Here is a 22,540-nt window from a genome sequence, read left to right on the forward strand (position 1 = left end):
CATTATATATTTAGAACAAAAAAGAAACTACAAAATGAATAACGAAATAAAACTCAAGAAACGGAAAAACAGAAAACAACAACATCCTAATAAATTGGAGAACTAAGATATGAAGAAAATAAACAATGTATTATGCATTTTCCTTTTTGTTTTTTGGTATCTGCTTATTGCTATGGGGGTACTTTATTTAACTTGTGAAGCTATTGGGAAATGGGAAATGGAATATAAGGAAGTTCCTCTTGCAGGAGTCAAAGGATTGGCCGGTTTTGTTGGAGAATTACTTATCTGTTTAATCTTTATTGGTATTCTATTATTAGCTATTTTCATATTTTCGTTTGCTTTTTCCAAGTCTGCAATGCCCCATATTATTTGCTCTCGTCCTAAGAAGTTAGAACCAAATGTTTTTTTCGAAAAAAATGTTTCAGGCGTACAAATCAGGGCAGATGATAAATTTATTATTTTTGAAGACCGACCAACGAAAATCATCTATTGGATTTTTGGAATTATCCTTTCTGCTTTTTTCTTTGCTCTTGTTTTAACTTGGCAAAATGGAGATTTTTTCTCTAATGGGACTGGCATTTTTTCTTTTGCTACATTACTCTTTCTTATCTATTTTATCAACATCATTGTTCATCCGGTTAAAAGAGTTGTTTTTGACAGAATGAATGGAACAGTAAGTTTACCAGGCATATTTGGCATATTTCCTCGAAACACCATTCCTTTTAGCGAGGTGCAAGTTGGTGTTTTTTATGGTCATATGATTTTTCAATATGCCAAATATCTCCATTTGGGTGTAACGGTTTGGTACGAGTATAATGCAGAAACGTGGTATATGTTGTTGCAATACATGGACAAAAATTATCCATTACCTTGTGGTAGTGTTTTTGACCCATACCGTAAGCAGGATTTTAAACGTAGGCAATCAGAAGGATTTCCAAAACCAACATGTATGTCTTATGTTTGCCTTACAGATGAAACATGTGGGTAAGCTGAATATATAGTTTAGGGGTGCTATCTTGTTTTATATTTTTTATTATGGGTACTATACTTCAATATTAAAGAAGTAAAATGAATATTCGTTTTTGTATCATGCCGGTGATACAAAAGTATCACGCTTGTGATACAAAAGTGTCTTAGGCTTGATACTTTTGTACCACCCTGCTTGGTACTTTTGTTTCAAGCTTAAAATAATCGGTGAAACTTTTTTCTCAGGGTTAAAAAAGCAGTGGTACTGTAAGTTGTTGATTATCAACTTTAATTTTTGCTAAAAATAACATTGTTGAGATCGGGTTAAAACATTAAAACATAACATTATGCTTCAGAAACGTATAATTTCAATAATATTATTAATTACAGTATCTAATTCTACTGTATTGGGGCAAAATAGTTTGCTAGATAGTCTGTTCTCATTTGTGAAGAAAAATAATGAGGTCGAAGTAGATATTGACTTATTTGATATTGATAAATTTGAAAAGAATAAAAAAGGAAATATTTATGAATATCAGGAAAAAGGACAAAGAATTGTGCTAACGGATCTTGGTAACTGGTATCGAAAAACAATCTATTATAAAAATGGTGTATTTGAAGACCATATTAATTATTATAAAAAGGAGTTAACAGTTAGAATGATTTCCAGACGATTTTATACAATGTATGTTGGCAAAATTAGATATTTCAATGCTTTTGGTAATTTAGAAAAAGAACTTGATACCGATTTGCCATTTCCGTATTCTATTTATGATTTAGCTACTTGGATAGAAGAAACACATGGTGTAAATATACTTCAATATAGAGAAGGTTATAGGGTAGACCGTAGCGAAAATCCATACCCACACTATATGGTTCGTTTTATTACTCAGGACGGAAAGCCTGTTTTATACAGTATAGATGGTACAAATGGAGAGGTGTTTTTTCAGGATATTAATGGAGAGGAGAAAGAAATAAAACCTTTTCCATCTTTGAATAATTAATGTGATGAATTCTATGAAAATGTTATTTATTCTATTAATCGCTACACACTATTCAATTTCTTTATACTCACAAGATTATAAATTGAATTTGGAGGATATTAGAAAAGAGGTAGCTTGTATTAATAAGGAAATAGTATTCAAATCCATTTTAAGCAACAATGGACAAAAGAATATACCTATTACAGAGTATGATAGAGTGATTGAAGATGTGGCATATATTTATTTCGACATAGAGAACAATATAAAGAAGTCAATACACTTGAGAAATCACCCTGAATTTGCAGGATTCACAATACATTATTATGGGAACTCTGGTGATGTTATTTACACAATAACCCAGAATCGTTCTTCTTTAGAACCAGCTATTTTAGGAGTTAGAGCATTAAGAAATTCCAAGTTGATTTATACTGATATTCAACTAAATAATGATAACAATGAAATAATTGAAGCAAAAGAATTTTGGGGTGGTGAAGATATTGTTTCGGGAGATATAATTTACAATATTAAATCCATTGCAGATTTAAAAAAGCACTTGCATCAGATTTATAATATAAAAGAAATCAATTCGGAAGATTCTGTACGGGTATTATTCAAATTATCCATTGATGAAAAAACATTTATCAATGTACGTAGATTAAATTTAAGAGCAGAACCAAATCTAAAATCAAAAATTACAGAAATAGGAGGACTTGGAACCGACAGTTGGGCAGTACAGGTGTTAGATACAATAAACTATGAAAATCAACGATGGTGCAAAATAGATACACATAAGCATGTGGCCTATGTTTTGGCTATATTTCTTGAACCAATTGAGTCAATTCAATAGCAGTAAACAGAAGTAAGATGTATGAAAAGATAAAAAAAGGAATAGATAATTATGTTGAAAAGATATATTAATATTATAGTATTTATTTTATTGTTGATGAATTCGTGTAAATATTCAGCTAATCAAGATAAGCAAGTAGGTATTTCTACTGAACAAGCAGTGGTGCCTGATAGTATTAATCCTTATGGAGATTTAGTTAGAATTTATGGTAAAGACTCTTTGTGTACATATTCTCCAGATGGTATCCTTAAATATATTGAATATTTAGATGTAAATACTCCTATTCATTTTAAATTTTATTCAAAGGACGGTTTTCTTGAGAGAATAGAATATAATATGATTAATTCAAACTTAATATCAGAAGAATTCTATTTGGAGTCTGGAATATTGAAATACCGAGAATCAATACCGGATTCCTCTTTTAGCCAAGGTACAGATAGACTTAGAGAATGTTTCTATGAAAATGGAAAATTGAAATTTGTAAAAAAATACAGCTCGAGATATGCTCAAAATGGTCCAGTAGGATTGCAAAAATATTATTCTCCAGAAGGAAATATAATTAAAACCGAAGATTACATTTACCCCATAGAAGAAAAACCATACATAATTATAATAGAATATTATGATAATGGTAAATTAAAATCAGAAAAATCTTTTTATAATAATGCAATTTTTGAAAGCGATGAAATAGATCCTAAAGGAACATGGAAGTACTATGATAAAAACGGGGTGTTAATAAGTACTGAAGAATACGGAAAATAATTCATGCTAGAGGAAATCTTCCCAATGAGGGTCACCTTCAAGAATACAAATCAATAAATATTAATTCAATTTTATAAAAGATGAAAAATATTATATATATTGCCCTGATACTAACTTTTAGCTTGAAAATAAATTCCAAAGAATATTATGGATATCATTACCAATTTTCTTATTTTAGTTTTATTTCTAATCAAAGTTTTGGACTTCCGATATCTGAATTCGGGAATGGAGATTTAGCTCGAATGTTTGAAATTTCGGCAGAATTGAACGCTTATATTAAATCAAAATCCTCACAAAATGGAATCAAAAAAAAGATTGTGTATGATATTTGTGGATTTGATTATCAGCGAAAGCGCTCTTTACTCGAAGTTTATGAAAGTAAAAATGCTTATCACATAAGTATCAATACAGAAGACTGTTCCAATTATGGCTATTTCCTCACTAGAGAAGATTTGTTTGATATAGTAGAATATATATATGCTCCAAATTTCAAGCCCTTTTATATAAATCGTAAATTAGATAAAAAAAAGGATTTAGGTAATTTGCATTTAATTCAAATGGAGCCAGATTATGAAGTATATGATTTAGATAGTATAGCTATTAAATCTATTCATGGAGAGTTTAAAGTGTTTTGTAAAGAGAAAGACCTAAATTTGATTTTAAATCCACCATTTGCAGCTCCAATCAAATATCATAATCGTTATTTAATTATAGATAGTTCTTGTATTCATATAATAGAAAATGGACGTTTAACAAGAAAACAAAATGTAGAAGCAATTCTTGAGAGAGGAGCCTGTGAATTCAATTATCCCAAATGTGCTATATATTCAGAATGGATCAATTTTTATGATTTTGATAATGAAATATTATTTAGCTATTCATACAAAAAAAATAAAATATATGACTTGAGATAAAAATATCAAAGAAGTAATGAGTAACCCAGTAATCCATATGAAGATGAAATTTTTAGATATAATAGTGTTTTTATTTTTTTGTATAACAGTCCATTGTCAATCCATTAATACAGAAGATGAACTTGTTTTTCGCAAAGTTTATTTAGACAATGGATTATTAAAAAGTTTCGTAAATAATCAGGATGGCTATACCTGCTTATATATTGATAAAAACAAATTTATAAGGAAAATGATCGAAGATTATCGCTATCCAGAATCTACTTTCTTTATTATATCTACCTATTCAAATAAAGGATTATTAGAAAGGGTGTTATTTTCAAGAAAAGAAAGTGAGGGTCAATCTCTTTGGGGTTATTGTAATAAGAGCAAAGTAAATGATTCAATTTACTATAATTACGAAATCCAATCAATGAATGATAGTAAAATAGAACATGTTGAATTTTGCACAAATACATTTATTGATATTCTATATTTAGATATAAAAGATTTGACAACACAAAATAAACTTTTATCCAGATTAAATATAGATAAACTAGAGATACCTGATGATGCCAAGTTAGTTCGTTTCAACCCTCCTATCAAAGGGAAATATGCGTATGTTAATTCCAATAATGTAAATATACGAAAAAGTGCTGACTTGAATAGTAACATAGTTATACAAGTAAATGTTGGAACGCTTGTTGAGATAGTCAATACATATGAGCAATATAATAGTATATGGTATGAAATCAAGTTTAAAGAAGCATTTCTGGAAGCATATAATGAGAAAGCAATATATGTGAATGGAGATTTTCTTGAACCAATTGAGTCAATTCAATAACAGTAAACAGAAGTAAGATGTAGATAATTATGTTGAAAAGATATATTAATATTATAGTATTCATATATGGATCATGCTCCAGAAGAACAGGAAATTCTTACAAGTGAGGGCTGTGATTGCCCAAAGTCTAAGTAACAGCTTTTAATCTAAATTTAAACATATAATTGATTAGAACAATGAGAGTCGCTAAAATAATAGTTTTGCTCCTGTTGGTATCTAACTTTTGCTATTCTCAAACAGATACATTGTTTTCATACAATGAATTTAAACATTGTTTTCAAAAAACAAATCCCGAGCAATTGATACCAAAAAATCATTTTACACAATTTCTATATTCATTACCAGAGCATTGCTTTTATTATGCTATTGAAATGGTTGAATGCTCAAATGAGTGTGTTTTTTTCGTGGTCAGACAAGTCATAGATGATGGTGAAGAACCAATAGATAATAAGCTATATCTGGTATTTAAAAACGGAGAATTGGTTGATGATTATAATCCTTATAGTAGTAATAGGATTTTGGAAATACACATTGAAGGGGAAGGAGGAATATTAAGTCAAAACTATAAAATCGAAAATGATAGTAGTATAATTATTACTTATAATGAATCAGAATGTTGTCTTTCCACGGGATATGATACAGTTATTGAGCATTCTAATACTATAAGATATTCTATTACCAAAGAAGGGAAATTGCAGATAAAAGATATTCTGAATGCCACTTTTTCATCCCCTTTCTTTGATATAGGTTACCTTAATTCAAATAACCCTGTTTCGCCACAAAAGGATGAGCCTTATGAATTAATTGTTAAAAATATGATTCAAAAGATTCCTATTTACCAAAAAGACATCAATATATATTTCTACATTAAAAATTCAACCCCCAAAAAGACACCTCTTTTCTTTAGTTCTAATAAACAAAATGTAATAGATGAATATATACCAGATAAATGTTCTACTTCATCTTCTCAGTTTACAGATGTATTTTTTAATCAACCGATTCAAATAAATGTATCACCAATAAATATTGTAATGGATACTGATGGTTTTTTTACTCCCAAAAAAGAAATAGAAGATGAATAATAACATGAAAAGGCTATCAATATTTTTGCTTTGGCTTATGAACAGCTATTTCTGTGTGTCTCAGGTTGATTTTATTCGTTTTTTAGAAGAATTATCTCCTAAAGAAGTTGTAATCTCGTCAAAGATTAATCAGAAATCCAACACTTATTTTGATTTAATACAGAAAAAGGTAAGTTTTAAACATCAAGCAGATAGCTTAGAAAGCTTGTTCGTTTATATAAATGAGAATGAGAGATTTTCTATCTATCACATGTTTTGTCCTGATTTGTTTCAGAAAGATAAGTCGGATATTAATTATGTATATATTGGTTTATATGATAAGGCAACAATAAGATTTTATCTGATCAAATACCATTTGAAGGGATATTATACTTATAGCAATAGAATTAGAAAAAATAAATACTGTTTAAATATAAATTTGCCACCTAGGATAACATCAATTATTGAATTGGATAATAATTTAGTACCTATAGCTGCCATTAGTTTTTCTTTGGTTTCAGGTATTCCGATTGGCAATTTGGGTTTCATAGATGGTTTCTTCAAATTTAATATTCAAGATTCCAATGTGTTAATGAAAGAAATACTTCCTCCATATAATTTAAAAGTAAAAACGGATACATATAATCAAATAGCAGAGTTGCTTTCATGGATAAAACACCAGAATTATCTCAAAGCAGATTGCATTCAAAATACTCCAATATTTAGTTTGGAATTAGGAAAATATATAGAGAAAGCTATATTCGATGCCCACGATTATATTTTTCTGACAATTACTCCTGACATTAAAAAAATAAACAGAAGCCTGCACTGGCATATTGTTGAATTGTTTAAATATTGTATGAAGCATAAATACGATTTTTATTGGTTAACTGCTTCGTCTGCTGCTGAAATAGATAAATGGAAAAATATCAATAAGATACAATACCCTTTCAGGCATTTTATTCCTTCTTTTGAAGATGCTCTGCCTGAATATCCATTTATAGAGAAGCCATTTTATTTGGTTGATGAACAAATTCTTAAAAAACAAATCAGTAGTGAATATGGAGTGTTAATAATTAAGAATGGAATCATATTAGAGAGGTGGGATGGGTGTTTAGATAAAAAAATAGATTTTCCTTTCAGTAAACAAAAAGAAATAAAAACTAACCTGAAAGCGCTGTTTTATGAATTGGAGCCTCTTTCATGGTACTTTTTTCCTGATTAATAAAATAATGGCATTAATATCTTTTATATGAGTAAAATAGCTATATTATTTTTTCTGTTATTAAATACTCTACATGTATTTTCTCAACAAGATACACTGCTTGTTTATCTGGAGAATGATACAATAGACTATTGTGTTAATCTTGTTTTTGAAAACCCATCTAACGATACTATTTTTATAGCAAATAGATATGTACATAAACGGGATATAGTACCTTATAAGTCTTCATTGGGAATTATGATCAATTTTTATAAAAATAAAGTGTCGATAGGTAAAGTATGGGATTACGCTCCTTTATATTTTGAAATTAGCAAAGACTATGGTGATCGAATACCGATATATCCTTTTGGGAAAATTAAATTAAATATTGTGTTACCTTGGTTTTATTCTGAAAATGAAATAAGAACAGATGAATATGGTATAGATATCAACATATCATGGAAATATGTAAATCGCTCAAAAAGGTTATATAAAAGTGCTTGTGTAACAACAAATTATTTAAATTTAGAAAACAGTGGGCAAAGACATTGATATGCTGAGAATTTCTGTTCTTAATTCCTGTTCTTTTTTGTAAGCGGAGTTAGTTAAATAGCCCATTGAGGCTAAGATATTTCTGACTTTAGGTTGGGTTGCCGGGCTGGTGAAGGGGCATATCAAGCTGAAGGTGTAGTTATCTCTTTTCTATGGTAATAGAATACCGCTGAAACGGACCTTGAGGCAAATCCTTGAAAACAGGATCGCAGGCCGAGATGTAGAAGCGATAGGAGATTATTTCTATCGGTTTGCATGTGAATGCCGGATACCTTTCCTTTCCAAACGAGAGGGTCATTTCCCAGATACTGCGGCGACTGATTCCTCTGGCAAGGCCGGGTCTCCATTTGGGCATTGTTTGTACTGCATGCATAATTTTGTGGTTGCATCGCTTGCCGAGCCCTTTGACCAGTGTTGGGTCTATGATGCTTCCATCTTTATTTATGGTGAATCTTACAACAACGTCTCCTTTTCTGCCTAGTCTCACAGATAGCGGATAGCCAACAACCTTCTGCATGTATTTCTCCAGAAACGTTTCATCACCGGGAGGAGAGGTGAGGTGTTCGGGCTCAATGAATTCGTACAAGGGTGGAACGCGTCTGTTCACAAATGGCTGCTCTTCTAAGCCGGGTATTTTGAACTTGAACAAGAAAGCACACTTTGCGCTGGTGCTTGGAACGTTTTTCTCTGTCAGTATCCATTCGGGCATTTGTTGCAGGGCACTCTTTATCAGTTGTTCGCACTCTGAGTCGAACCCCCAAGCGGTAGCATACATTACTCTCCCCAGACTGTCCACCTCGCAGTTGGCATGTACAATCCTGTTTTCTTGCAGCGTATCCGGAAAGTATATCCGTGCTTTTAGAAAGCTTTGCAGAGAGTCTTCTCCTCCGGGGAAAACGGGGTAGGCGGGCTTTGTCTGTACCACCGATTTGCTGGTAGAGCAGGCACAAAAGAGGAAGAGAATGGCCAATAAATAAAGGTACTGTGCTTTCATGCAGTTTATTCTTTCTCGATGGTAATGAGATAGTTTTGAAATGGTCCTTTGGGCAACTTCTCGAACACAGGATCGTCGGCCGAGAGAGAAAAATGATAAGACATTATAATATCCACTAATTGGCAAGTGAACTTCGGATACTTTCTTCCTCCAAAGGAGAGAGTCATCTCCCAAGTGCAACGGTGTTGGGCTCCTCTGGAAACGCCGGGTTTCCATCTGGGCATCATTTGCAATGCCTTTATTACTTTGCGGTTGTGCCGCTTGCCAAGTCCTTTGATGATAGTAGGATCCATCGGCATTAGCAATCCATCTTTATTTATGGTAAATCTTGCAATGACATCTCCTTTTCTGCCCAATCGCACAGGGAGTGGGGAGCCAAGTTCCTTTTGCATAAACTTCTCCAGAGCGTAGATCCCACCGGGAAACTCCTGCTTGTAGAAGTTGAGTCTGAAGCATTCGGGATCTTCCTCTATGTTGGACTGTTGCTCCTCTAAGCCGGGTATTATAAACTTGAACAAGAAAGCACACTTGGCACCGGTACTTGGAATGTCTTTCTCTGTCAGTATCCATTCAGGCATTTGCTTTAAGGCATTCTCTACCAGCAGTTCGCACTCTTCCGATTTATATCCCCAAACGGTAGAGCTTGTCACTTTTCCCAAACTGTCTATCTCGCAGTTGGCATGTACAATTCTGTTTCGTAGTAGTGTATCCGGAAAGTGTATCTGTGCTTTTAGAAAGCTTTGCAGAGAGTCTTCTCCTCCAGGGAAAACGGGGTAGGCGGGCTTTGTCTGCACCACCGATTTGCCGGTAGAGCAGGCACAAAAGAGGATCAGAATCGCCAATAAATAGAGGTGTTGTGTCTTCATAAATAAAGTTTTAAAGGTGGTCATCGGTTGTTTAATCCTGTTTTTATTTGTAGATCAAAACTGACAGGTCTTCTTCTGCAAACATTTCGTTTGCAACCTCCAGCAAAGTTTCGCCGGATAGAGACTCATCATTGAATCTTAATCGAATGGATTTGTAATGCTTTGAAAATGAGCTGATTGATTTTTGCGTTCGAATCTCACAGACGTTCATCAGACGACCGTTGAGAGCAAAAAAAACGGCTGAAAAGCCGTTTCCGTGATCCGCCTGGGGCTCGAACCCAGGACCCCAACATTAAAAGTGTTGTGCTCTACCTGCTGAGCTAGCGAATCAATCCTTTATTGCGGTTAAGCGGGTGCAAAGGTATAACTATTTTCTTTAACTCCAAAAATATTCCACACTTTTTCATATCTTTGCGTCAATTAACAACATATACATTATTAATATGGCTGACGATAAAAAGATTATTTTTTCAATGGTTGGGGTAAGCAAAGCATTCCAACCCAATAAGTATGTACTGAAAGATATATATCTGTCTTTCTTTTACGGTGCAAAGATTGGAATTATCGGTTTGAACGGTTCCGGTAAATCAACCTTAATGAAAATTATCGCCGGGCTTGAAAAGTCTTATCAGGGTGAAGTTGTGTTCTCTCCCGGATATTCTGTAGGGTATTTGGAGCAGGAACCTCAATTAGATGATACAAAGACAGTAAAAGAGGTGGTGATGGAAGGCGTACAACCGATTGTTGATGCATTAACCGAATACGAAGAAATAAACCTGAAATTTGGTGAACCGGAATATTACGAAGATTCAGATAAAATGGATAAACTCTTTGCTCGTCAAGGAGAACTTCAGGATATTATTGATGCTACCGATGCTTGGAACCTTGATAGTACGTTAGAGCGTGCCATGGATGCCCTTCGTTGTCCGCCCGAAGATCAGTTGGTGAAGAATCTTTCCGGAGGAGAACGTCGACGTGTTGCTTTATGCCGTTTATTACTTCAAAAACCTGATGTATTACTACTCGATGAGCCTACCAACCACTTGGATGCTGAATCGATTGACTGGTTAGAACAACATTTACAACAATATGAAGGTACGGTAATCGCCGTAACTCACGACCGTTATTTCCTTGATCATGTAGCAGGTTGGATTCTGGAACTGGATCGCGGTGAAGGTATTCCATGGAAAGGAAACTATTCTTCGTGGTTGGAACAGAAAACCAAACGTATGGAGATGGAAGAAAAAACAGTTAGCAAACGTCGTAAAACATTAGAACGCGAATTGGAGTGGGTGCGTATGGCTCCGAAAGCCCGTCATGCCAAAGGAAAAGCCCGTTTAAATTCTTACGATAAATTGTTGAATGAAGATGTAAAAGCCAAAGAAGAGAAGCTGGAAATCTTTATTCCGAATGGCCCCCGTTTAGGAAATAAAGTAATTGAAGCCATTCATGTAGCAAAAGCTTACGGAGATAAATTACTCTTTGATGATTTAAACTTTATGCTTCCTCCTAATGGTATTGTTGGAGTAATTGGACCTAATGGTGCAGGTAAAACCACGCTATTCCGTCTTATTATGGGATTGGAAACACCCGATAAAGGAACATTCGAAGTTGGAGAAACCGTGAAAGTAGCTTATGTAGATCAGCAGCATAGTGATATTGATCCTAGTAAGAGCGTTTATCAGGTTATTTCCGGTGGTAATGAATTAATTCGTATGGGTGGGCGTGATGTAAATGCACGTGCTTACTTATCTCGTTTCAATTTCTCTGGTGGTGATCAGGAAAAGCTTTGTGGAGTGCTTTCTGGTGGTGAACGTAACCGTCTTCACCTGGCAATGGCCTTGAAAGAAGAAGGTAACGTATTGTTGCTCGATGAACCTACCAATGATATCGACGTAAATACTTTGCGTGCATTGGAAGAAGGTTTGGAAGAGTTTGCCGGATGTGCCGTAGTGATTTCGCACGACCGTTGGTTCCTCGACCGTATTTGTACACATATCCTTGCTTTCGAGGGTGATTCGAATGTATTCTATTTTGAAGGTTCTTATTCGGAGTATGAAGAGAATAAGATGAAACGTATGGGTAATGTAGAACCTAAAAGAGTAAGATACAGAAAGCTTATGGAATAAAATAACCTCTTGAATATGCTATTGCCCTATATAATATTTTTTGCAAATATATGGCTGTTGCAATGAAAAAAAGTAAGTATTCTATATTCAAGAAACTGTTTTTATTACAAAAATATTAAATATGCAGCAATAATATGTTGTATAACATGAAATTATATATCTTTGTACCGAAAATAAATTTGCATAGTTTATTTATGCTGAAAAAATCAAATGTTTAACAAAAATCTGAAAACAAAATGTTGAAAGAAAAAGCTGGTGAAACCGCAGGACGTATCTGGAATGCCCTTGAAGGTACTGAAGGATTAACAGCTAAACAACTGAAAAAAGCTACTAAATTAGTGGACAAAGATCTTTTCCTCGGACTGGGATGGTTATTGAGAGAAGATAAAGTTTCAGCTGAGGAAGTTGAAGGTGAACTTTTTATTAAGTTGATCTAAGAGAACACTAAACTGATAAAAAAGATGCGTTGATACATTTGAATGTTATCAGCGCATTTTTTTATTTTCTTGCATTTATGTATCTTTGCGCACTTATTAACGATTAAAGCATAGAATGAAAAATATACGCAATTTTTGCATTATCGCACATATTGATCACGGTAAATCTACTTTGGCCGACCGCTTATTGGAATACACAAAGACAATTCAGGTTACTGGAGGGCAGATGCTCGATGATATGGACCTGGAAAAGGAAAGGGGTATTACCATTAAAAGCCATGCTATTCAGATGGAATATACTCATAACAATGAAAAATATATTCTTAATTTGATTGACACTCCGGGACACGTGGATTTCTCTTATGAAGTATCCCGTTCTATAGCTGCCTGTGAAGGTGCTCTGCTGATTGTAGATTCAACACAAGGCGTACAAGCTCAAACAATATCGAATCTTTATATGGCCATTGAACACGATCTGGAAATTATTCCGGTAGTGAACAAGTGCGATATGTCTAACTCCATGCCCGAAGAAGTAGAGGATGAAATCATTGAACTGCTTGGATGTAAACGTGAAGAAATAATCCGTGCATCCGGTAAAACCGGTATGGGAATAGAAGATATTTTATCTGCCGTAATAGAACGTGTACCTCATCCTAAAGGCGATGAAGAAGCACCATTGCAAGCCTTGATTTTTGACTCGGTTTTTAACTCCTTCCGTGGTATTATTGCATACTTTAAAATAACAAATGGCGTAATTCGATCGGGGGATAAAGTGAAATTCATCAATACCGGAAAAGAATATGCAGCAGATGAAATCGGAGTGTTGAAAATGCAAATGGTTCCACGAAAAGAACTACGCACAGGTGATGTAGGATATATAATTTCCGGAATTAAAACTTCTAAAGAAGTAAAAGTAGGAGATACGATTACGCATGTAGCTCGTCCTGCTCAAAATGCCATTGCCGGATTTGAGGAAGTTAAACCAATGGTGTTTGCCGGGGTATATCCCATTGAAGCAGAAGACTATGAAAACCTGCGCTCATCATTAGAAAAATTACAATTAAATGATGCTTCCCTTACGTTTCAACCCGAATCATCGTTGGCATTAGGATTTGGATTCCGTTGCGGATTTCTGGGATTACTCCACATGGAAATTGTGCAGGAACGATTAGACAGGGAATTTGATATGAATGTGATAACAACAGTACCCAATGTTTCATATCAAATATACGATAAGCAAGGAAATATGACAGAAGTTCATAATCCTGGTGGTATGCCCGATGTAACTTTGATCGATCATATTGAAGAACCTTATATAAAAGCATCAGTTATCACAACTACCGATTATATAGGCTCTATAATGACTTTGTGTCTGGGCAAAAGAGGCGAATTGTTGAAACAGGAATATATATCAGGAAACCGGGTAGAGCTACACTATAGCATGCCTCTTGGTGAAATCGTTATTGATTTCTATGATAAGCTTAAAAGTATTTCCAAAGGATATGCTTCTTTTGATTATCACATGGATGGTTTCCGTCCTTCTAAATTGGTAAAACTGGATATTTTGTTAAATGGCGAATCTGTTGATGCACTATCTACCTTAACCCACTTTGATAATGCGTACGACTTTGGTCGCCGTATGTGTGAGAAACTAAAAGAACTCATTCCACGTCAACAGTTCGATATTGCCATTCAAGCAGCTATTGGTGCTAAAATTATTGCTCGCGAAACAATTAAAGCTGTGCGTAAAGATGTTACAGCTAAATGTTACGGAGGTGATATCAGCCGTAAACGTAAGTTGCTTGAAAAGCAGAAAAAAGGAAAGAAGAGAATGAAACAGATTGGTAATGTTGAAGTTCCACAAAAAGCATTCTTAGCAGTATTAAAATTAGATTAAGAATATAATTCTTTTCTTAATTAATACCAGTTTCTTATATTTGCATAAAAGGTTTCTATAGAATACTGTGATTTCTGTATTAATCGTATATAATTTAGTGAAAATTATTCCTTTAATCTAATATAAACAGGATGAAGGTGTGTCAAAAGACTTTTGACACCCTCTCATTTAAAATAGAAAATTATGGCTTTTTATCGCAGAAAGTATATTGCTTGGATTAGTGTTATGGGTAGTGCGATATTATTCTTGGCTGCTATTCTGGCAGCTGTTATCGCTAACTCATCGTTTGGTCCTGCATATTGGGAGTTTATGTCCAGTGAAGTTCATTTACAGATTGGACGTTTTAATTTGTTTTCGCATGGAACCCATTGTCTAACCGTTCATGAACTTATAAACGACGGTTTAATGACTATCTTTTTCTTCTGTGTTGGGTTAGAAATAAAGCGCGAACTTCTTGTTGGAGAGTTATCTTCGTTTCGTAAAGCTATCCTTCCTTTTATTGCTGCCTGTGGCGGTATGGTTTTTCCAGTATTAATTTATATTCTTATATGTCCTCCGTCTATGCCAGGAGGCGAGGGGGTGGCTATTCCAATGGCAACCGATATTGCATTTTCTCTGGGCGTACTCAGTCTTTTGGGTAGTAGGGTGCCTTTATCATTAAAAATATTTCTTACAGCTTTTGCGGTAGTCGATGATATTGGCGGTATTCTTATTATTGCCATATTCTATAGTTCTCAGGTACATGTAAGCTATCTTCTTTGGGCATTACTGATATTTGTAGTTCTTTATTTTATAGCCAAACGCGGCCCTACAGCTAAAACCTTTATAGTAATAGGAGGAGTGGCAATATGGTATTTGTTCTTGCAATCAGGTATTCATAGCACAATATCGGGTGTGTTGTTGGCGTTTGTAATTTCGGCCAAACCGCAATTAAATGTAGGAAAATATATTGAGCGGATTCGTCGGTTGATAAACTCTTTCCCAGCCATGGAGTCGGAAAGTATTGTGTTAACAAACCAACAAATTGCTAAACTGAAGCGTGTAGAATCAGCTTCGGATAAGGTTATTAGTCCGTTGCAATCTATGGAAGACAATTTGCACAATACAGTAAACTATATAATTCTTCCTCTTTTTGCTTTTGCCAACGCCGGTATTGTTTTTAATACACAAAGTGGCGCTGTTGTTGGCGATGTTACCTATGCAATTGGTCTTGGATTAGTAATAGGAAAGTTTTTGGGTATTTTCTTGTTTACTTGGGCTGCAATAAAATTTGGAGTAACCAAAATGCCGCCAGGTATGAATTGGAATAATGTTGCCGGAGTAGCTCTATTGGGTGGTATTGGATTCACAGTTTCTTTATTCATATCCAATCTGTCTTTCGGTGCAGATGCAGTATTATTAAATCAGGCTAAGATGGGTGTTTTAGGAGGTTCATTAATAGCAGGGATACTTGGTTTTATTGTATTGAACAAAACGCTACCACCCAAAGATTCTTTAAATTAAATTGATTTTAATTCCCACAGTAGAGACGCAATGCATTGCGTCTTTTTTTAATCATGTAGTGCTTGCGAAGCGTGGATCTTTATGCTATTTCTTGTGTTTTATTTATGAATCCCCTATGGGGATTTGTGTTCATATGTTTTGTTCTTCTATTGATATGAATGCCCTATGGGCATTAGAATGTGGATTATGGATATTAGGAACCAATAATTAGTTGCCCAATTACCATATAGCATATTTACAGAGTTGCCCGTAAGGCATACATATCAATAGAATAACATATTACACAAAAACAAAATCCCCATATAGGGGATTCATATTCTTTATTTCGCTTTTCGGGCTGGATTGAGCCTCTCAAATTTATTAGCCACAGAAAGTTTTCGATGAAAAAAGCATCATAAGTCTCATAGATGATTTAATGTGTTAATTATCAAATATTTAATTTATGACAGTTCGCTAAAAAGTAAAACATAAGTACCATTCGAAGTATCATAACTCATAACTTTTTTTCATCCCGGTAGCATAAAGCCTTTCTCCCGGTAGGATAAACAGTTTCTCCCGGTAGGATAAACAGTTTCTCCCGGTAGGATGAACGCTTCATCCCGGTAGGAGAAAAGCTTTATCCTACCGGGACAAAAAGTGCAGTAAAATATCTGTTTGTATATAGGCCGGAAGGTCAATGCTATATAGAACAAGGGAGCGATGCTATATAGAACAAAGGCATTCAGCTATATAGCCTGAGGCCACTTTGCTATATAGCTTGCATAGATAAAACTTATTCCGCCATTTCTTTCAATATCTTGAAGTGCTTTATAATCCCACCGAAGTCTTTATCGTTGCACACATCGAACTTTTCCCAAAGATCGTTCATTATAACTGCGCCTCCAAAACCAATGTCTTTAACCTCGTGTATGTTTTCCGGCGAAATACCACCAAAAGCCATAACATCTGTATCTATATATCCTTCTTTCACAACCTTACGCAATTCTTCGGCAGAGAAGTTCATGAAGTTGTTACTGCTGGGATCAGAGTCGTAGATACCTTTCAGGAAAACGTAATCGTAGAAATGTTTTTTCTTGCGTAACTCTTCAATTGAACGGCACGAACAACTAACATGGCCAGCATAATCATGCGGTTCCTTGGGATTTCTCATATTTAAATGAATCCCCATTAAGTTGTATTCCTCTTTCAGGTAAAAATGTTCGTGAGTAACTATACGCTTGTGGTATTTTTCGGGAATCAAAGTAAGAAGCCTCTCCGAGTACATGGCCGAGGTTTCGGGCTTTCTTAAATGAAGGATATCCAACCCCTCTTCGAAAAGCAGTGTAATAATTTTATCTTCTTCAACAAAGAAGTATGGAGCTGTGATTACAATTAACTTCATTTTACCTTAACCATTTTATACAAAGGTAACAATTAACCAGATTGAACAGATAGTAATATTGTGAAAATTTGTTAGGACAGCTTTTCTAACATGCGTCTGATCGTAGTTTTTACACCCATTGTGTAATAATCTAAGTCAGCATTTTCGAGGTACATTTTAAATTCCAACAGCAAATCGGGTTCTTTTTTACATAACTTGTATGCTGTTTTTATAGATAATGCTTGAACCCCTGTTGTTTCTTCGGGCGCAAGCATTTTGTTAAAACAATAATCAAGTAAGTTTACAGGGAATGGTTCGGGAATGGGCAAAGTAAATAAAATGGAGAGAAGTATTCTTTTTGTTCCATCGTGATGAGAACTTAAAAGCCTGTCGATTAATTCGTTCTGTTTATTGGCGAACCATTCAGGGTGTAATATCGCTAACTTTTCGCAAGCCCATGTGGCCCTCCAGGAAACCTTGATTTCTTTATCATCCATTAAATTATAAATGCGATCAAAATCTTCCGGATAATGATGTACGGATTCAACAATGTCATCGATATATGCTTTACTAATCGGACCTGCCAGGAGACAACGAAAATCCTCAATTCTTTTCATGTTATGTGCAATTTTAAAATGCAAACATAACAATACTTCTCTGATTAGAAAACAAGAAACGCGAATGAATTTTAGCCTGAATTATTCATATTCAAGAATGGAAGGAGTTAAAGGGAGTTATCAGGAGCTTTGCTCCTTAGGAGTTATAGCTCTAAGATACTTCAGAGCATCTAAAGCTTTAACTCCTTTAACTCCTTTAACTCCTAGCGAAGCGATAACTCCTTCCATTCTTATTTCATTCTGGATGCTACTACATTCCAATCAATAATTTTCCATAATGCTTTTATATGGTCTGCTCTGCGGTTCTGAAAATCTACATAATAAGCATGTTCCCACACATCAAAACCAAGAAGAGGGGTTAAGCCCGCACGTAACGGATTGCTACCATTTGCCTCTTTGGTAATATGAAGTTTACCATTCTTATCTACCGATAACCATGCCCAACCCGAACCAAAAAGAGCAATGCTTTCTTTTTCGAATGTTTCTTTAAACTTATCGAAACTTCCAAAGTCGCGTGTAATAGCTTCTGCTAGTTTACCAGTTGGTTCCGTATTGGCTTGATTAGGTGTAAACTGTAAAAAATACAGTGTGTGGTTTAATACTTGTCCGGCATTGTTAAATATGCCGCCATCGGGTGCAGTAGCAACAATTTCTTCAACTGTTTTGCCTTCAAACTCAGTTCCCGGAACAAGGTTATTCAGGTTGTTTACGTACGTTTGAAGGTGTTTACCATAATGTAAATCAATTGTTTGCTGACTGATTACAGGTTCCAATGCGTTATTAGCGTATGGAAGTTTAGGCATTTCATATGTCATAACTGTCATAATTAAAGTTAATAATATTGTGTTCATAATTTATTCGTTTTTTGATAAGACAAAATTACTGGGTATGTTTTAGTTAAACAATCGTCTTTGTCGATTTGTTCGGAGATGTAATTTGTTTTTTCTATAACAAAGAGTTTTGAGTTATGAGTAGTGAGTTTTGAGTTGCCATGCGGCATCGTTCTCAAAACTCAAAACTCAAAACTCATTACTCACTACTCATTACTCACTACTCAAAACTTTTTTGTACCTTTGCAGCCGGTTTTATAAAAAGGAAAAGAATGATTACAGCTTCGAACGTATCCGTTCAATTTGGTAAAAGAGTTTTGTTTAAGGATGTAAATCTTAAATTTACGAGTGGCAATTGTTATGGTATTATAGGTGCCAACGGTGCCGGAAAATCAACCTTTCTGCGTGCAATATCTGGTGATCTGGATCCCACTACAGGTTCAATAACTTTGGGACCCGGTGAGCGGCTTTCGGTATTGAGTCAGGATCACTTTAAATGGGATTCGTTTACAGTGATGGATACTGTAATGATGGGACATACTGTGCTTTGGGACATAATGAAACAGAGAGAAGTATTGTATGCCAAAGAAGATTTTACCGATGAAGACGGCTTGAAAGTATCGGAATTGGAAGAAAAGTTTGCCGAGCTCGATGGATGGAATGCCGAAAGTGATGCAGCCTCCCTGTTAAGCGGCTTAGGTATTAAAGAAGATAAACATTACTTGTTGGTTGGCGACTTAAGCGGAAGCGAAAAAGTACGTGTAATGTTAGCTCAAGCCTTGTATGGTAATCCTGATAACTTATTATTAGATGAGCCTACCAACGACCTTGATATGGAAACCGTGATGTGGTTGGAAGAATATCTCTCTAACTTTGAACATACCGTTCTGGTTGTAAGTCACGACCGTCACTTCCTTGACTCTGTTTGTACACATACTGTTGATATAGACTTCGGAAAGATAAATCAGTTTGCCGGTAACTACAGTTTCTGGTACGAATCAAGTCAATTGGCTTTGCGTCAACAACAAAACCAGAAAGCCAAAGCTGAAGAAAAGAAAAAGGAACTGGAAGAGTTTATTCGTCGTTTCAGTGCCAATGTGGCTAAGAGTAAGCAAACTACCAGTCGTAAAAAGATGCTCGAAAAGCTGAATGTAGAAGAAATCAAACCATCTTCACGCAAATATCCGGGTATCATATTTACGCCCGAAAGAGAACCAGGTAACCAGATTCTGGAAGTATCCGGGCTGAGCAAAAAAACAGAAGACGGTGAGGTACTGTTCAACGACGTGAACTTTAACGTTGAAAAAGGAGATAAAATAGTATTCCTTTCTCGCGATCCGCGTGCAATGACTGCCTTGTTCGAGATTATAAACGAAAACATAAAACCGGATACAGGAACCTTTAAATGGGGTGTTACCATAACAACTGCTTATTTGCCTTTAGATAATACTGCATTCTTCGAAAGCGATCTTAATCTGGTTGACTGGTTAAGCCAATACGGTGAAGGCAACGAAGTTTATATGAAGAGTTTCCTGGGCCGTATGTTATTCTCGGGCGAAGAAGTGCTTAAGAAAGTAAACGTACTCTCCGGAGGTGAGAAAATGCGTTGTATGATTGCCCGTATGCAGTTAAGAAATGCCAACTGTTTAATATTGGATACACCAACCAATCATCTGGATTTGGAATCTATTCAGGCATTTAACAACAATCTTAAGTTGTACAAAGGAAATGTTCTCTTCTCTTCTCACGACCACGAATTTATTCAAACCGTGGCCAATCGTATCATTGAATTAACCCCCAATGGTATTATTGATAAGATGATGGATTACGATGATTACATAAGTTCCGATCATATCAAGGAACTACGTAATAAGATGTATAATTAACTGGTTTTGAGCTTAGCGTTTTGAAATTTAAGTTCTTTTTCCTACATTTGGCTATCACAAATCAAGAAAAGAACATTAAGGGTGAATACGAGCTTCGAATCACTGTTTATTACTTATTATCCAAAAATAAAAAACTTCCTGGCAGGATTTCTAGACTCTAAAGAAGAGGTAGAAGACCTGTCGCAGGATGTTTTTGTCAAAGTATGGCAAAACCGTTCCCAGTTAATTTACATTGATAATCTCAATGCCTACCTTTACCGCATAGCCAAAAACACATTATTCGATTACATCGAAAAGTCTCGTAAACTACACTATACCCGAACTTCCGGTTTACCCGAGGTACCAACAACAGATGCAATTGAAGAACTTCTCTTCGCCAACGAATTAAATGATCTTATAAACCTCACCATTGATAAAATGCCGTTGCAGCGGAAAACTATTTTCACCTTCAGCCGCAAAGAAGGCTTGTCCAATGAAGAAATAGCACAGCGTTTAGGCATTAGCAAAAGAACTGTCGAAACGCATATCTCAGCTGCATTATCAGACATTCGCAAAGTAATTTCTCTATTTCTGTTATTTTTTTAAGATTCCACTACGTGCGTTTTCTTTTTTTGCCGTCATATATAAAAGAAGGTAAAGTGATTTTTTGAAACGCAGATTAACACAGATTGACGCAGATTAATCTCTAACCTGATATTCCAGAATGGAAGGAGTTAAAGGGAGTTATCAGGAGCTTTGCTCCTTAGGAGTTATAGCTCTAAGATACTTCAGAGCATCTAAAGCTTTAACTCCTTTAACTCCTAGCGAAGCGATAACTCCTTCCATTCTATAGTAAATAATCTGCGTAAATCTGCGTTTCAAAAAGCTAAAAGTACAATTAAAATGGAAGAAAACAGAATAAACAAAATACTTCAGCAGCTCATTGATCATGCTATCCCTAAAAGCTATCGGCCTATAGTTAGAGAATGGTTAATAACCAACGAAGACCGCGAAGCCAAAGAGCAGGCTTTGCAAGCTATTTGGCAGCAAACATCTTCCCAGTTGGAAGACCTGCCGGAAGAAGCCCTTAAAAAGACTTTGGAAAAGATAAGAATAGCCGATCGAAAACAATCGCATAAACTATTCATGCACAAACTTGGACGATATGCAGCCATCTTACTGTTACCGCTTATAACAGGGCTTGCTGTATGGTTGTTATCCAACAATAATCAGGAGTATGATCCAACAATGATTGAGTACTTTGTGCCAAACGGTGAAAGACAAACCGTTGTTTTGCCTGATGGTTCTTCCATACAAGTAAATGCAGGATCTTTACTTGTTTATCCTTCCCGGTTTAGTAAAACCCGGCGACAGGTTTATTTATCCGGCGAAGCTAACTTCTCTGTCGAGGGTGATCCGAAGCGACCGTTTATTGTACGTACGGACGATTTACATATTGAAGTACTTGGAACCAAGTTTAATGTTCAAGCCTATCCGGGAGGTGGTTTTATAGCAACAACACTCGAACATGGATCCGTAAAAGTATACAAGGAGGGTAATCCCAACGAAGCTATATTAATGACGCCTAGCGAGCAGTTAGTTTATCTGCCTCATGAAAATCAATTTAACATCACAAAAGTAGATGTAGCCGATTACTCGGCTTGGGTAAATGGTGAATTACGCTTTGTCAATAAAAGCCTTGACGATATACTCTTCACAATGGAGCGCAGGTACGATGTGCGTTTCCTTGTCGACCCGCGAATTAAAGGAACAGATCTGTATACAATGAAGTTTAAAACACACGAAACGATTGATGATGCTCTTTATGTATTGGAAGAAATACTTGGAAATATTACCCATGAGCGCGAGGGGCAAACAATACGTTTACAATTAAAAGAAAGGAGGCGAACCAGGTAAAAAAGGAAGCCGGAAA

21 protein-coding genes and 1 tRNA gene are annotated in these 22,540 nt (G+C 35.3%); 16 read left to right on the forward strand and 6 right to left on the reverse strand.

What is annotated here, in order from left to right:
- The first annotated feature begins 109 nt into the window (after nt 1–109).
- The 9 genes from D0T85_RS16195 (at nt 110) to D0T85_RS16235 (ending at nt 8,109) form a co-directional block, all read left to right on the forward strand.
- Complete coding sequence (locus D0T85_RS16195) at nt 110–988, forward strand: hypothetical protein (RefSeq protein WP_163214569.1); 879 nt, start codon at nt 110–112, stop codon at nt 986–988.
- A gap of 325 nt (nt 989–1,313) precedes the next feature.
- Nucleotides 1,314–1,970 (forward strand): hypothetical protein, encoded by a 657-nt coding sequence (locus D0T85_RS16200; protein ID WP_163214570.1) that lies wholly within the window; start codon nt 1,314–1,316, stop codon nt 1,968–1,970.
- Between the two features lie 13 nt (nt 1,971–1,983).
- On the forward strand, nt 1,984–2,796 hold the full coding sequence (locus tag D0T85_RS16205) for an SH3 domain-containing protein (protein ID WP_163214571.1): 813 nt from the start codon (nt 1,984–1,986) through the stop codon (nt 2,794–2,796).
- 51 nt (nt 2,797–2,847) lie between these two features.
- Nucleotides 2,848–3,558 (forward strand): toxin-antitoxin system YwqK family antitoxin, encoded by a 711-nt coding sequence (locus D0T85_RS16210; protein WP_163214572.1) that lies wholly within the window; start codon nt 2,848–2,850, stop codon nt 3,556–3,558.
- Nucleotides 3,559–3,638: 80 nt separating this feature from the next.
- Nucleotides 3,639–4,472 carry a hypothetical protein gene (locus D0T85_RS16215; RefSeq protein WP_163214573.1) on the forward strand — a complete coding sequence of 278 codons (834 nt, stop codon included), beginning with the start codon at nt 3,639–3,641 and terminating at the stop codon, nt 4,470–4,472.
- Nucleotides 4,473–4,509: 37 nt separating this feature from the next.
- A complete protein-coding gene (locus D0T85_RS16220; protein WP_163214574.1) occupies nt 4,510–5,292 on the forward strand; it encodes an SH3 domain-containing protein in 783 nt (260 codons plus the stop codon).
- Between the two features lie 176 nt (nt 5,293–5,468).
- Nucleotides 5,469–6,374, forward strand: coding sequence for a hypothetical protein (locus tag D0T85_RS16225; protein ID WP_163214575.1), 906 nt, complete (start codon nt 5,469–5,471; stop codon nt 6,372–6,374).
- Nucleotides 6,367–7,578 carry a hypothetical protein gene (locus tag D0T85_RS16230; RefSeq protein ID WP_203558506.1) on the forward strand — a complete coding sequence of 404 codons (1,212 nt, stop codon included), beginning with the start codon at nt 6,367–6,369 and terminating at the stop codon, nt 7,576–7,578. The genes D0T85_RS16225 and D0T85_RS16230 overlap by 8 nt, the downstream gene beginning before the upstream one ends.
- A 27-nt stretch (nt 7,579–7,605) precedes the next feature.
- Nucleotides 7,606–8,109: a hypothetical protein gene (locus D0T85_RS16235; protein ID WP_163214577.1), complete on the forward strand. Its 504-nt coding sequence runs from the start codon at nt 7,606–7,608 to the stop codon at nt 8,107–8,109.
- 139 nt (nt 8,110–8,248) lie between these two features.
- Here the strand turns inward: D0T85_RS16235 and D0T85_RS16240 are convergent, their stop codons facing one another.
- The 3 genes from D0T85_RS16240 to D0T85_RS16250 form a co-directional block, all read right to left on the reverse strand.
- Nucleotides 8,249–9,103: an energy transducer TonB gene (locus D0T85_RS16240; RefSeq protein WP_163214578.1), complete on the reverse strand. Its 855-nt coding sequence runs from the start codon at nt 9,101–9,103 to the stop codon at nt 8,249–8,251.
- A 5-nt stretch (nt 9,104–9,108) separates the two neighbouring features.
- A complete protein-coding gene (locus D0T85_RS16245; RefSeq protein WP_163214579.1) occupies nt 9,109–9,969 on the reverse strand; it encodes an energy transducer TonB in 861 nt (286 codons plus the stop codon).
- Between the two features lie 257 nt (nt 9,970–10,226).
- Nucleotides 10,227–10,299, reverse strand: a tRNA-Lys gene (locus tag D0T85_RS16250).
- Between the two features lie 113 nt (nt 10,300–10,412).
- On the opposite strand from D0T85_RS16250, the gene ettA reads away from it, so the two are divergent.
- From ettA to nhaA, 4 genes are all read left to right on the forward strand, one after another.
- On the forward strand, nt 10,413–12,098 hold the full coding sequence (gene ettA / locus D0T85_RS16255; protein ID WP_163214580.1) for an energy-dependent translational throttle protein EttA: 1,686 nt from the start codon (nt 10,413–10,415) through the stop codon (nt 12,096–12,098).
- A 236-nt stretch (nt 12,099–12,334) separates the two neighbouring features.
- Nucleotides 12,335–12,535, forward strand: coding sequence for a winged helix-turn-helix domain-containing protein (locus tag D0T85_RS16260; protein WP_163214581.1), 201 nt, complete (start codon nt 12,335–12,337; stop codon nt 12,533–12,535).
- 115 nt (nt 12,536–12,650) lie between these two features.
- Nucleotides 12,651–14,432: a translation elongation factor 4 gene (gene lepA / locus D0T85_RS16265; protein WP_163214582.1), complete on the forward strand. Its 1,782-nt coding sequence runs from the start codon at nt 12,651–12,653 to the stop codon at nt 14,430–14,432.
- A 183-nt stretch (nt 14,433–14,615) separates the two neighbouring features.
- The gene (gene nhaA, locus D0T85_RS16270; RefSeq protein WP_163214583.1) at nt 14,616–15,935 is read left to right on the forward strand and encodes a Na+/H+ antiporter NhaA; all 1,320 of its coding nucleotides are present in this window, start codon (nt 14,616–14,618) and stop codon (nt 15,933–15,935) included.
- 772 nt (nt 15,936–16,707) lie between these two features.
- On the opposite strand, the gene D0T85_RS16275 is transcribed toward nhaA, so the two are convergent.
- The 3 genes from D0T85_RS16275 to D0T85_RS16285 all read right to left on the reverse strand — a co-directional run bounded on the left by D0T85_RS16275 (nt 16,708) and on the right by D0T85_RS16285 (nt 18,763).
- Nucleotides 16,708–17,316, reverse strand: a complete 609-nt coding sequence (locus tag D0T85_RS16275) for a thiamine phosphate synthase (RefSeq protein ID WP_163214584.1) — start codon at nt 17,314–17,316, stop codon at nt 16,708–16,710.
- Nucleotides 17,317–17,387: 71 nt separating this feature from the next.
- The gene (locus D0T85_RS16280; protein WP_163214585.1) at nt 17,388–17,912 is read right to left on the reverse strand and encodes a hypothetical protein; all 525 of its coding nucleotides are present in this window, start codon (nt 17,910–17,912) and stop codon (nt 17,388–17,390) included.
- 230 nt (nt 17,913–18,142) lie between these two features.
- Entirely contained in the window at nt 18,143–18,763 is a 621-nt protein-coding gene (locus D0T85_RS16285) for a superoxide dismutase (protein WP_163214586.1), read from the reverse strand.
- Nucleotides 18,764–19,014: 251 nt separating this feature from the next.
- On the opposite strand from D0T85_RS16285, the gene D0T85_RS16290 reads away from it, so the two are divergent.
- The 3 genes from D0T85_RS16290 (at nt 19,015) to D0T85_RS16300 (ending at nt 22,524) form a co-directional block, all read left to right on the forward strand.
- Nucleotides 19,015–20,628 carry an ABC-F family ATP-binding cassette domain-containing protein gene (locus tag D0T85_RS16290; RefSeq protein ID WP_163214587.1) on the forward strand — a complete coding sequence of 538 codons (1,614 nt, stop codon included), beginning with the start codon at nt 19,015–19,017 and terminating at the stop codon, nt 20,626–20,628.
- Between the two features lie 81 nt (nt 20,629–20,709).
- The gene (locus D0T85_RS16295) at nt 20,710–21,213 is read left to right on the forward strand and encodes an RNA polymerase sigma-70 factor (RefSeq protein WP_370459990.1); all 504 of its coding nucleotides are present in this window, start codon (nt 20,710–20,712) and stop codon (nt 21,211–21,213) included.
- 297 nt (nt 21,214–21,510) lie between these two features.
- Nucleotides 21,511–22,524 carry a FecR family protein gene (locus D0T85_RS16300; protein WP_163214588.1) on the forward strand — a complete coding sequence of 338 codons (1,014 nt, stop codon included), beginning with the start codon at nt 21,511–21,513 and terminating at the stop codon, nt 22,522–22,524.
- Nucleotides 22,525–22,540 lie beyond the last annotated feature (16 nt).

This window comes from Bacteroides sp. 519 (assembly GCF_010500955.1).
Classification (GTDB): domain Bacteria; phylum Bacteroidota; class Bacteroidia; order Bacteroidales; family Bacteroidaceae; genus Bacteroides.

Coding starts and splice junctions, on each gene's coding strand:
- D0T85_RS16195 (WP_163214569.1), top strand. CDS start 110: ATGAAGAAAATAAACAATGTATTATGCATTTTCCTTTTTGTTTTTTGG.
- D0T85_RS16200 (WP_163214570.1), top strand. CDS start 1,314: ATGCTTCAGAAACGTATAATTTCAATAATATTATTAATTACAGTATCT.
- D0T85_RS16205 (WP_163214571.1), top strand. CDS start 1,984: ATGAAAATGTTATTTATTCTATTAATCGCTACACACTATTCAATTTCT.
- D0T85_RS16210 (WP_163214572.1), top strand. CDS start 2,848: ATGTTGAAAAGATATATTAATATTATAGTATTTATTTTATTGTTGATG.
- D0T85_RS16215 (WP_163214573.1), top strand. CDS start 3,639: ATGAAAAATATTATATATATTGCCCTGATACTAACTTTTAGCTTGAAA.
- D0T85_RS16220 (WP_163214574.1), top strand. CDS start 4,510: ATGAAGATGAAATTTTTAGATATAATAGTGTTTTTATTTTTTTGTATA.
- D0T85_RS16225 (WP_163214575.1), top strand. CDS start 5,469: ATGAGAGTCGCTAAAATAATAGTTTTGCTCCTGTTGGTATCTAACTTT.
- D0T85_RS16230 (WP_203558506.1), top strand. CDS start 6,367: ATGAATAATAACATGAAAAGGCTATCAATATTTTTGCTTTGGCTTATG.
- D0T85_RS16235 (WP_163214577.1), top strand. CDS start 7,606: ATGAGTAAAATAGCTATATTATTTTTTCTGTTATTAAATACTCTACAT.
- D0T85_RS16240 (WP_163214578.1), bottom strand. CDS start 9,103: ATGAAAGCACAGTACCTTTATTTATTGGCCATTCTCTTCCTCTTTTGT.
- D0T85_RS16245 (WP_163214579.1), bottom strand. CDS start 9,969: ATGAAGACACAACACCTCTATTTATTGGCGATTCTGATCCTCTTTTGT.
- ettA (WP_163214580.1), top strand. CDS start 10,413: ATGGCTGACGATAAAAAGATTATTTTTTCAATGGTTGGGGTAAGCAAA.
- D0T85_RS16260 (WP_163214581.1), top strand. CDS start 12,335: ATGTTGAAAGAAAAAGCTGGTGAAACCGCAGGACGTATCTGGAATGCC.
- lepA (WP_163214582.1), top strand. CDS start 12,651: ATGAAAAATATACGCAATTTTTGCATTATCGCACATATTGATCACGGT.
- nhaA (WP_163214583.1), top strand. CDS start 14,616: ATGGCTTTTTATCGCAGAAAGTATATTGCTTGGATTAGTGTTATGGGT.
- D0T85_RS16275 (WP_163214584.1), bottom strand. CDS start 17,316: ATGAAGTTAATTGTAATCACAGCTCCATACTTCTTTGTTGAAGAAGAT.
- D0T85_RS16280 (WP_163214585.1), bottom strand. CDS start 17,912: ATGAAAAGAATTGAGGATTTTCGTTGTCTCCTGGCAGGTCCGATTAGT.
- D0T85_RS16285 (WP_163214586.1), bottom strand. CDS start 18,763: ATGAACACAATATTATTAACTTTAATTATGACAGTTATGACATATGAA.
- D0T85_RS16290 (WP_163214587.1), top strand. CDS start 19,015: ATGATTACAGCTTCGAACGTATCCGTTCAATTTGGTAAAAGAGTTTTG.
- D0T85_RS16300 (WP_163214588.1), top strand. CDS start 21,511: ATGGAAGAAAACAGAATAAACAAAATACTTCAGCAGCTCATTGATCAT.